General features: G+C 65.1%; 12 protein-coding genes. 3 read left to right on the top strand and 9 right to left on the bottom strand.

Annotated features, from left to right (window positions below):
* The 6 genes from SR3_RS18030 to rhmD form a co-directional block, all read right to left on the bottom strand.
* A partial coding sequence (locus SR3_RS18030) for an L-rhamnose/proton symporter RhaT (RefSeq protein ID WP_281198732.1) occupies positions 1-603 on the bottom strand: 603 nt, incomplete at its 3' end.
* 48 nt (positions 604-651) lie between these two features.
* On the bottom strand, positions 652-966 hold the full coding sequence (gene rhaM / locus SR3_RS18025; RefSeq protein WP_068089355.1) for an L-rhamnose mutarotase: 315 nt from the start codon (positions 964-966) through the stop codon (positions 652-654).
* A gap of 12 nt (positions 967-978) precedes the next feature.
* The gene (locus SR3_RS18020; protein WP_068089352.1) at positions 979-1,890 is read right to left on the bottom strand and encodes an amidohydrolase family protein; all 912 of its coding nucleotides are present in this window, start codon (positions 1,888-1,890) and stop codon (positions 979-981) included.
* 126 nt (positions 1,891-2,016) lie between these two features.
* The gene (locus SR3_RS18015) at positions 2,017-2,769 is read right to left on the bottom strand and encodes an SDR family NAD(P)-dependent oxidoreductase (protein ID WP_068089350.1); all 753 of its coding nucleotides are present in this window, start codon (positions 2,767-2,769) and stop codon (positions 2,017-2,019) included.
* Entirely contained in the window at positions 2,766-3,614 is an 849-nt protein-coding gene (locus SR3_RS18010; protein WP_068089347.1) for a fumarylacetoacetate hydrolase family protein, read from the bottom strand. The genes SR3_RS18015 and SR3_RS18010 overlap by 4 nt, the downstream gene beginning before the upstream one ends.
* A gap of 12 nt (positions 3,615-3,626) precedes the next feature.
* On the bottom strand, positions 3,627-4,814 hold the full coding sequence (rhmD, locus tag SR3_RS18005; RefSeq protein ID WP_068089344.1) for an L-rhamnonate dehydratase: 1,188 nt from the start codon (positions 4,812-4,814) through the stop codon (positions 3,627-3,629).
* A gap of 91 nt (positions 4,815-4,905) precedes the next feature.
* Between rhmD and SR3_RS18000 the strand changes: the two genes are divergently transcribed.
* The 3 genes from SR3_RS18000 to lldD are packed head-to-tail and all read left to right on the top strand — an operon-like array spanning position 4,906 to position 7,675.
* A complete protein-coding gene (locus SR3_RS18000) occupies positions 4,906-5,718 on the top strand; it encodes an IclR family transcriptional regulator (RefSeq protein WP_068089378.1) in 813 nt (270 codons plus the stop codon).
* Between the two features lie 27 nt (positions 5,719-5,745).
* On the top strand, positions 5,746-6,510 hold the full coding sequence (locus tag SR3_RS17995) for an SDR family NAD(P)-dependent oxidoreductase (RefSeq protein WP_068089375.1): 765 nt from the start codon (positions 5,746-5,748) through the stop codon (positions 6,508-6,510).
* A 10-nt stretch (positions 6,511-6,520) separates the two neighbouring features.
* Positions 6,521-7,675, top strand: coding sequence for an FMN-dependent L-lactate dehydrogenase LldD (gene lldD / locus SR3_RS17990; protein ID WP_068089341.1), 1,155 nt, complete (start codon positions 6,521-6,523; stop codon positions 7,673-7,675).
* Between the two features lie 45 nt (positions 7,676-7,720).
* Here the strand turns inward: lldD and SR3_RS17985 are convergent, their stop codons facing one another.
* The 3 genes from SR3_RS17985 to SR3_RS17975 form a co-directional block, all read right to left on the bottom strand.
* Positions 7,721-8,080 carry a YciI family protein gene (locus tag SR3_RS17985; protein ID WP_068089338.1) on the bottom strand — a complete coding sequence of 120 codons (360 nt, stop codon included), beginning with the start codon at positions 8,078-8,080 and terminating at the stop codon, positions 7,721-7,723.
* 85 nt (positions 8,081-8,165) lie between these two features.
* Positions 8,166-8,936 (bottom strand): 2OG-Fe dioxygenase family protein, encoded by a 771-nt coding sequence (locus SR3_RS17980; RefSeq protein ID WP_245653973.1) that lies wholly within the window; start codon positions 8,934-8,936, stop codon positions 8,166-8,168.
* Positions 8,937-8,988: 52 nt separating this feature from the next.
* Positions 8,989-9,447, bottom strand: coding sequence for a GNAT family N-acetyltransferase (locus SR3_RS17975; RefSeq protein WP_068089332.1), 459 nt, complete (start codon positions 9,445-9,447; stop codon positions 8,989-8,991).
* Positions 9,448-9,450: the final 3 nt, after the last annotated feature.

The raw sequence follows: 9,450 nt of genomic DNA, 5'->3' as shown, positions 1-9,450 counted from the left end.
GCCCGCCGCAAGGCCAAAGGCGAAGCAGGCCGACATCACGCCCGAGAAGATCGCCACAAGGATGCCCTTGCGGAAGTTGAACTCGGCCACGGTGGCGGCCTTTTCCTCCGGCGACTGCGCGCGGTCCTTGGCGGCGCCGGCCATGGCCACCACGCAGATGCCCAGCACGGTGATCCCCAGCCCCAGCAGCACGATCCGGCCCGAGAGCGTATCGAGCAGCTTGGCCGCGAAATCGCCCTGCACCAGCGGCGGGATCAGCGTGCCGAACACCGTGCAGAGCCCCAGCACCACCGCCATGCCCAGCGACAGGCCGAGGTAACGCATGGTGAGCCCATAAGTCAGGCCGCCAAAGCCCCACATCACGCCGAACAGCACGCAGAGCCCGACGATCCGCGCCGGGATTTCCGCCATGATGGCGAAGAGATCGGGCACCAGCAGGCTGCCCATCACCCAGGGCATCACCACCCAGGAGAAGACACCGCCCGTCAGCCAGAAAATCTCCCAGTTCCAGCGCTTGATGCCGCGATAGGGCACATAGAAGCTGGCCGAGGAAAGCCCCCCCAGCCAGTGGTAGAATACGCCGATCAGCGGGTTGGCATCCATTTGGTCTCTCCCGGAGCGGCTTTTGCCTGCTCCCCATAATCAATCAAATCAGGCGAGGTGAAACACCGTCTCCAGCGGCACGCTGACCGGCGAGCCATCGGGGTTGGTTTCCATCAGCGGCGCCATGGAGGTCCACCAGCGCTGCATCACCTCCAGCGAGGGAAGCGCATCCATCGTATGGCCCTCCTCGCGCCACAGCGTGGCGAAGAGGGCGTTGGTGGCGGCGTCATAATGGATCGAATAATCGCGGATGCCGGCAGCCTTCAGGGCCTCGACCAAATCGGGCCAGATTTCGTCATGGCGCTTGCGGTATTCGTCGAGATGGCCCGGTTTGAGGGTCATCCTGAAGGCGATCTTTTCCATATCCGCTGATCCTTAAAGGTCGAGGCCGAGGCGGTAGATACGGTTGGCGTTGCGGCCCCACAGGTCGCGCTGCTCGTCTTCACTGAAGCTTGCGGTGAAGGCCCGATAGGTCTCCAGATAGCGCGACAGCGGGGCGAACAGCTTGTCGGTGGGCGTGTCGCTGGCGATCATGGCGCGCTGCGTACCGAAAAGATCGACCGCCTCGCGCAGCAGCGGCAGCACCAGCGCCTGATCCCAGTCGCGCCGGATAAAGCCAAGGCCCGACAGCTTGATCGACACATGCGGCAGCGCCGCCAGAGCGCGCAAACCGCTGCGCCATGTTTCCAACCCATCGGCGTCGGTGATCACCGGCATGCCCATATGGTTGATGATGACTGGGATTTCGGGATGGCGCGCGATCAGCGGCGCAAGGCCCGCGAACTGGCCGGGATAGCATTGCAGATCGAAGGACAGCCCATGTTCGCCCAGCCTGGCGAAACCGGCCTGCCATGCCTCGTCCTGCGTCACATCGCGCGGGGTGTAGCTGCGCTTGGGGTCGGCATGCCAGTTGATGATATGGCGGATGCCGCGCACCCGGTCATGCCGCGCCTGAGCCGCCAGCAGGATGTCGATCTGCGGATCGTCCAGCGCGGCGAAGGCCACCAGACCGGTGGGGAAGGTTCCATCCTGCTCGGCCTGGCCGTTGAGCCAATGCGTCTCGTCGATGGCCTGCGCGCCATCGGCCCCGGCATCGACATGCACCGCGCCAACGGGGTTCCAGTCGGCCAGATCACGGCGGTAATCTGCGGTGAGGTAATCCTGCGCGATGGCCTCCACGCTGCCGTTAGGGCCATTGTCGTCAAAGGGCCCGGTCAGCCACGCATAGCGCAGATGGTTGAGCTTCCAGAGATGGATATGCGCATCGACAAAGGGGATCGCTCCCATGGTCCTGCTCCCTGCAGAGCATCGTGCAAAAAAGTGGGAACCGGTTTTTTGCAAAAACGATGCGACAGTTAAGATCCATGCCCGGCGGGCCCCGTCTTGAGTGGGGGCTCCGCCGGATCACGCTGATCAATAGGTGGTGCGCCCGCCCGATGTGTCGAACACCGAGGCGGTGGTGAAAGAGCATTCCTCGCTGGCCATGAAGCAGATGATCGCGGCGGATTCCTCCACCTCGCCCAGACGGCCCATGGGGATCTTGCTGCGCATGTAATCCACCTGGGATTGCGGCAGCTGCGCCAGAATGGGGCTCTCGAAGGTGGCCGGAGTCAGCGCATTGGCGATCACGCCCTTGCCCGCCAGTTCCTTGCCCAGACTCTTGGTCAGGCCGATCACCGCCGCCTTGCTGGCGCTGTAGGCGCTGGCGTTGGGATTGCCTTCCTTGCCCGCCACGGACGCCACATTGACGATGCGGCCATAGCCCCCCGCCAACATGTGCGGCACGATGGCGCGGTTGCAGTAGAACAGCCCGTTGACGTTGATGTCGAACACCCGCAGCCAGCTGTCGATCGGGAACTCATGCACCGGCACGGTGGCGCCGGTGATGCCCGCCGAGCAGACCAGCACATCCACCTTGCCGAGCGCCTGCACGCTGGCCTCGGCAGCCGCCGCCACGGCCTGCGCATCGCTGACATCCAGCGCCACGGTGAAGCTGGCGCCCGTCTCGGCCTTGGCGGCCTCAAGGTTGTCGGCATTCACATCCCAGAGGGCGACAGTGCCGCCCTCCGCCACGATGCGCGCGGCCACCGCCTTGCCAAGGCCGCTGGCCCCGCCCGTCACGATGGCGGCGCGGCCGCTGTAGCGGCCCGCGAAGACCGCGCTCATGCCAGCTTCGCCAGATCGAAGGCGACCACGTCCTGACGCTGCGTGCCGAGGCCCTCAATGCCCAGCTCCATCACGTCGCCAGCCTTGAGGAAGATCTTTTCGGGCTTCTTGCCCTCGCCCACGCCCGGGGGCGTGCCGGTGATGACCAGATCGCCCGGCTCCAGCGTGACGAAGCGGCTGGCATAGCTGATGAGCTGGCGCAGATCGAAGATCATCGTCTTGGTGTTGCCGGTCTGCATGCGCTCGCCATTGAGGTCGAGATACATCGGCAGATCCTGCGGATCGGCGATGTCCTCGGGCGTCACCAGCCAGGGGCCGACGGGGCAGAAGGTGTCATGGCCCTTGCCCTTCGACCATTGCGTGCCGCGCTCCTTCTGGTTGAAGCGCTCCGACACGTCATTGGCCAGCACGTAGCCGGCGACATGATCAAGCGCATCCTCTTCCGAGACATAGCGCGCGGTCTTGCTGACGATAAAGCCCAGCTCGACCTCCCAGTCGCCATGGGTCGAACCCTCGGGCAGCATCACGAAGTCGTTCGGGCCGGTCAGGCTGGAGACGGCCTTCATGAACATCATCGGTTCGGAGGGGATCGGCAGGTTCGATTCGATGGCATGGTCGCGGTAATTGAGGCCGATGGCCACAATCTTGCCGATGCCCTTCACCGGCACGCCGTAACGCACCTCTTCCTCGACCACCGGCAGGGTGGCGGCATCGATGGCGGCGATCATCGGCAGCGCCTCGACAGTGATGTCGGCCACATGGGCCGAGAGATCGCGGATCTTGCCCTGCGCATCGACCAGACCGGGCTTTTCAGCGCCCTTGGCGCCGTAACGAACGAGTTTCATGGGGTAAAATCCTTAACGGGCGTAGGGACGATGAAGCGGAATGTCGCGGTTCAGCTCGACACCGAAACCGGGCTTGTCGAGCGCGCTGGCCTTGATCCGGCCATTGACGGGCACCGGCTCGCCCAGCAGCTGCGGGGCGAACATGGGGACGATCTCGGTCGGCCCGGGGTGCATCATCAGGAACTCGGCGAAGGGCGAGTTGTGGCGCGTGATGACGAAGTGGTAGGAATAGACCGACGACCCGTGCGGCACCATCATCACGCCCTTGCTGTCGGCGTAATTGGCGATCTTGATGAGCTCGGTCACGCCGCCGCACCAGCCCACATCGGGCTGGATGATGTCGCAGCATTCCATGTCCATCAGCATGCGGAAGCCCCAGCGGGTCGATTCATGCTCGCCGGTGGTGACCAGCAGGCCCTTGGGAGCGTTGGCCTTCAGCTTCTGATAGGCCCAGTAATCGTCAGGGCTCAGCGCCTCCTCGATCCACTTGAGGCCGCATTCGTCCCAGGCGCGATGGGCAAGGCGGGTGGCGTAGTCGACATCCAGCGACATCCAGCAGTCGAACATCAGCCAGAAATCGTCGCCCACGCGGCTGCGCATTTCGGCCAGCTCGGCGATGTTCTTGTGCAGCCCTTCCTCGCCCTCGGCGGGGCCGTGGTGCAGCGCCATCTTGCCACCGATAAAGCCCAGTTCCTTGGCGATATCGGGGCGGGCGCCGGTGGCATAGAACTGCAACTCGTCACGCACCGCGCCGCCCAGCATGTGATAAACCGGCTCATCGCGCAGCTTGCCCAGCAGATCCCAGAGCGCCAGATCGACGCCGGAAATGGCGTTCACCACCAGACCCTTGCGCCCGTAATACTGGGTCGAGAAATACATCTGGTCCCAGATCTTCTCGACCTCGCGCGGGTCGCGCCCTTCCAGAAAGCGCGAGAGGTGCTTTTCCACGATGTAGCAGGCCGGTTCGCCGCCCGTCGTCACCGCGAAGCCCACGGTGCCGTCCTCGGCCTCGATCTCCACCACCAGCGTGCCCAGCACGTTGATGCCGAAGCTCTGGCGTGACTGGCGATACTCGGGGTACTTGGCCATGGGCGTCGAAATATGGTCGTCGATCCAGTGGCCGGCGCCCTGATCGTGATAGTCGGCCCCGCCGCCTTTTGCGGTAAAGGCGCGAACGTGCTTGATACGTGGAAAGGGCATAGAATGATCCTCGTCACCGAATGGCGGCTGGGCTCTTTTGTTGCACAGCATCTTGCCACATCGTGGGAATGTGATTTAGGATATGGAAATCATGGCGTCAACCACCAACCCATCCTCCGGCGAAAACGCCAGCGAAGCAACCTCCAGCGCAGGGGGCGGCGCGCAGACGCTTTTGCGCGGCCTCGACGTGATCGAGGCGGTCGCCGATCAGACGCTGACCGCCACCGAACTGGCTGAAAGACTGGGCCTGACCAAGAGCACCGCGCATCGTCTGGCCAGCGCGCTGGTGGATCGCGGCTTTCTCGCCAACACGCCGCGCAGCGGTTACCGCCTCGGCCCGCGCATCCTGGCGCTGGGCCACCGCGCCAGCGAGCAGGCCGACATCATCCAGCTGGCCCGCCCGCATCTCGAGTCGCTGGGCACGCTGACCGAGGACACGGTTCACCTCGGCATCATGGACGGCGATCACACCGCCGCGCTCTATCTCGACAAGATCACCGGGCGGCGGCGCATCAACATCTCCAGCCGCGTGGGGGAACGCCATCCGCTCACCTGCACCGGCCTTGGCAAGGCGCTGATCCTCGATGAGAGCGAAAGCTGGCTGGCCGAACGTTTCGCGCTGGATCAGGCCGCAGGCGCCCCGCATGCCGATGCCGCGCTCTGGCAGGAGCGGATGCGCGGCTATGCGCAGGGCGGCTATGCCTTCGACCTTGAGGAAAACGAGGACCGCATCCGCTGCGTCTCCGCGCCCATCCGCAATGCCTCGGGCCAGATCGTCGCGGCGATCAGCGTGTCGAGCGCGGCGCAATATATGGATGACACCCGCATGGCCGGGCTGCGGGATGATGTCCGCGCCACGGCCCATGCGATCAGCCACGAACTCGGCTGGAGCGGCCAGCCTTAAAACTTTCAATGACTTCGGGAGAGAATGATGACTTTGCTGGCAGGTAAGCGCGTTTTGATCACAGGCGGTTCGACCGGCATCGGCGCCGCCGCCGCGGTGGAAGCCGCGCGTCAGGGCGCGGATGTGGCGATCAATTATGCCAGCAGCGAGGCACGCGCTTTGCAGGTCATCGAGCAGATCGAGGCGCTGGGCCGCAAGGGTCTGGCCGTGCAGGGCGATGTCGCCGATCCGGCCACCGCGACGGATTTCGTGGCCAAGGCGGTGGAAGCCTTGGGCGGCGTGGACGTGTTCGTCACCAATGCCGGGATCTGCCCCTTCCACGCCTTCCTCGACATGCCGGTCGAGGTGGTGGACCGCACCTTTCAGGTGAACCTCCACGGCGCCTATTACATGGTGCAGGCCGCCGCCAATCAGATGGTGAAGCAGGGCAAGGGCGGGGCCATCGTGGCGGTATCGTCGATTTCCGCGCTGGTGGGCGGCGAGTTCCAGACCCATTACACCCCCACCAAGGCCGGTGTGCATTCGCTGATGCAGAGCGCCGCCATTGCGCTGGGCAAGCACAACATCCGCTGCAATTCGGTGCTGCCGGGCACGATCCTCACCGAGATCAACAAGGACGATCTGGCCGATACCGAAAAGCGCGACCGCATGGCCGCCCGCGTGCCGCTGGGCCGCCTGGGCGAGGCCGATGATCTGGCCGGGCCGATCGTGTTCCTCGCCTCGGATATGGCGAAGTATGTCACCGGTGCGGCGCTGCTCGTCGATGGCGGCGCTTTCGTGAACCTGCAGTAGGGGCCAGCCGATGAAAGCCGCATCCGCGCTCGACTATCGCGAGCTGGCGCGCCGCCGCCTGCCCCCCTTCCTCTTCGAATACATCGACGGAGGCAGCTATGCCGAGGTGACCTTGCGCCGCAATGTCGCCGATCTGGAGGATATCGCGCTGCGCCAGCGGGTGCTGAACGATGTCTCGGCGCTGGATCTGTCCACCACGCTCTTCGGCCATCAGCAGAGCTTGCCCGTCGCGCTGGCCCCCATCGGCCTTGCGGGCATGAACGCGCGGCGCGGCGAGACTCAGGCGGTGCGCGCGGCCAATGCGGCGAACGTGCCCTTCTGCCTCTCCACCGTCTCGGTCTGCCCGATTGCCGAGGTGGCGGCGGCCAGCAGCCAGCCCTTCTGGTTCCAGCTCTATATGATCCGCGACCGCGCCTTCATGCGCGACCTGCTGGCGCAGGCGAAGGCGGCAGGCTGCACCACACTGGTCTTCACCGTGGATATGCCGGTGCCGGGCTCGCGCTATCGCGACTATCATTCGGGTCTCGCGGGAGCGCCCGGCCTGCTGGGCGACATGCGCCGCTGGTTTCAGGGCGCGATGCATCCCGACTGGGCATGGGATGTGGGCATCAACGGCAAGCCGCATCAGCTGGGCAATGTCGCGCCCGTGCTGAAGGAGAACACCGGGCTGGAAGACTTCTTCGCCTGGATGCGCAACAATTTCGACCCCAGCGTCACATGGCGCGATCTCGACTTCATCCGCGAGACATGGGACGGGCCGCTGATCATCAAGGGCATCCTTGACGAGGCCGATGCCCGCAACGCCGCCGATCTGGGCGCCGATGGCATCGTGGTCTCGAACCATGGCGGGCGGCAGCTGGACGGCGTGCCCTCCACCGCGCGGGCGCTGCCCGTGATCGCCGATGCCGTGGGCGACAGGCTGACGGTGCTGGCCGATGGCGGCGTGCGCTCGGGTCTGGATGTGGTGCGGATGCTGGCGCTGGGCGCGAAAGGCGTGCTGCTGGGCCGGGCCTGGGTCTATGCGCTGGCCGGTGGCGGTCAGGAAGGCGTGGCCCATATGCTGCGCCTGATCGAGGCCGAAATGCGCGTGGCCATGGCCCTGACCGGCTGCACCCGCATTCAGGACATCACCCGCGAGGCGCTGGTCAACATCCCGCGCCTGTAAGCCATGCGTGCCCCTTCCCGGCGGGAGGGGGCACATCGCTGAACGTCAGAGAAAATCGCTCATTTCATAGAGCGGGCGGATTTCGATCTCGCTGGGTCCGGGCATGGGGTTGGGACAGCGCTTCACCCATGCCACCGCCTCCGCCATATCCTTCACGTCCCAGAGCCAGAAACCGGCGACCAGTTCGCTGGTGTGCTGGAAAGGCCCGTCGATCAGCGTGCGTCCGGCGCCATCGAAGGCGATGCGCTTGCCATCGGAGGAAGGCCGCAACCCATCGGCGGCGCGCAGGATGCCGGCCTCACGCAGCTCATCGTTGAAGCGGCCCATGGCGGCCAGCATGGCTTTGTCAGGGGGTGTGCCGGCCTCGCTGTCCTGCGTGGCCTTGACCAGAACCATCACGCGCATCGCAACTCTCCCACCAAAGCATCGTGCGAAAACGTGGGAACCGGTTTTTCGCAAAACGATGCGACAACAAAAGCCGTGGGCGAGGTTACACCGCATCCTCGGGCAAGACCATGGCCTCATCTCCCGCGCGCCAGGTCACGACCAGGGCATCGCGATAGGCCGGTTGATCCTCGACAATCGGCCGGATCGGCGTAACGCCATGCATGATCCGCCGGTCATCCAGCAGCACCGCCTCGCCCGGTACGCCCAGCGTGAAGCGGCCCAGCGCTCTCCCGTGCAGATCGGCGATCTCCGTCTCGCCCTGCTCGACATTGCGGCGGTCGATCAGCATCACCAGCACCCAATCGACGCCATCGCGGTGGAAGCCTTCAGGCGTGGGGCGACCGGTCTCCGTCGGCGAGGTTTCGATGCGGAACTGATGGACCTCGCTGTGCCAGCGGGTGGCGGGATCACGACCATCCAAGGCCGTGAACACAGGCGTGAAGGTCTGGAAAATCGCGCGCAGCACGGGGCTGTTGGCAGCGACATCCTTCATCGGCTCGAACCAGCGCTGCACCCCGCCGTTGAGCGGATTGTAATCGCGCGACTGGAAATGCGGCTGATGCGGGCTACGCTGCGCTTCCGCGCCCTGCACCGCGAAGGTGCCATGGCGGCGCAGGCGATAGCGCCCGCCATCGGCCATATAGCCATCGGGGCCAAGTTCATCCCAACTGGCGGCAAACGCTGCCCATTCGCTCTCTGTCCAGCCCAAGGCCTGCTGCACGCCGGGCGCGGGCACATGGACGAAACCGCCCTCACCCAGAGCATCGGCAATCTTGGCAGCAGCAGTGGTCGAACCGGAAAGCATGGACGTCATGCCCCGCAATGTGGACCTTTCCCCCGCCATGGCAAGGGGGTGAAAGGCCCGGTCACAGATCGAGATGCAGGAACTGGTTGAAGGCGCTGGCCGCGTAGCCGCCAAAAGCCGGGCCGTTGGCAAAACCATGGCGCCGATACAGCGTCAAAGCGGCGTCGAAAGATGACCCGCTGCCGGTTTCCAGACTGAGCCGCTTCACGCCCCTTGCGCGCGCCTCGGCGATGATCGTGGCCAACACCGCCGCGCCCGCGCCCTGCCTCAGGAAATCGGGATGGGTGCGCATGGATTTGATTTCGGCATGATCCGCGCCCAGCATTTTCAGCGCGCCGATGCTGGCGATGTTTTCACCACGCCATGCACTCCACACCGTCACCTCGGGCACCTGCAGGCCGGAGAGGTCCAGCGCGAAGACCGCCTCTGGCGGGGAGTTGGCCTGCATGCCCGCAAGGTGCAGCGCCAGCAAAGCACGGGTCGGCCCGCCCGAAAGGTCATCCTTGCGAATCTGATACATGGG

The sequence above is a fragment of the Novosphingobium rosa NBRC 15208 genome (genome assembly GCF_001598555.1).
GTDB classification, from domain to species: Bacteria; Pseudomonadota; Alphaproteobacteria; order Sphingomonadales; family Sphingomonadaceae; genus Novosphingobium; species Novosphingobium rosa.
Note: the sequence above shows the minus strand (reverse complement) of the source record. Positions and strands in the feature narration are given on the sequence as shown.

Excerpts from the sequence above, each read along its gene's own strand:
- rhaM (WP_068089355.1), bottom strand. The coding sequence starts at position 966 with ATGGAAAAGATCGCCTTCAGGATGACCCTCAAACCGGGCCATCTCGAC.
- SR3_RS18020 (WP_068089352.1), bottom strand. The coding sequence starts at position 1,890 with ATGGGAGCGATCCCCTTTGTCGATGCGCATATCCATCTCTGGAAGCTC.
- SR3_RS18015 (WP_068089350.1), bottom strand. The coding sequence starts at position 2,769 with ATGAGCGCGGTCTTCGCGGGCCGCTACAGCGGCCGCGCCGCCATCGTG.
- SR3_RS18010 (WP_068089347.1), bottom strand. The coding sequence starts at position 3,614 with ATGAAACTCGTTCGTTACGGCGCCAAGGGCGCTGAAAAGCCCGGTCTG.
- rhmD (WP_068089344.1), bottom strand. The coding sequence starts at position 4,814 with ATGCCCTTTCCACGTATCAAGCACGTTCGCGCCTTTACCGCAAAAGGC.
- SR3_RS18000 (WP_068089378.1), top strand. The coding sequence starts at position 4,906 with ATGGCGTCAACCACCAACCCATCCTCCGGCGAAAACGCCAGCGAAGCA.
- SR3_RS17995 (WP_068089375.1), top strand. The coding sequence starts at position 5,746 with ATGACTTTGCTGGCAGGTAAGCGCGTTTTGATCACAGGCGGTTCGACC.
- lldD (WP_068089341.1), top strand. The coding sequence starts at position 6,521 with ATGAAAGCCGCATCCGCGCTCGACTATCGCGAGCTGGCGCGCCGCCGC.
- SR3_RS17985 (WP_068089338.1), bottom strand. The coding sequence starts at position 8,080 with ATGCGCGTGATGGTTCTGGTCAAGGCCACGCAGGACAGCGAGGCCGGC.
- SR3_RS17980 (WP_245653973.1), bottom strand. The coding sequence starts at position 8,936 with ATGACGTCCATGCTTTCCGGTTCGACCACTGCTGCTGCCAAGATTGCC.
- SR3_RS17975 (WP_068089332.1), bottom strand. The coding sequence starts at position 9,447 with ATGTATCAGATTCGCAAGGATGACCTTTCGGGCGGGCCGACCCGTGCT.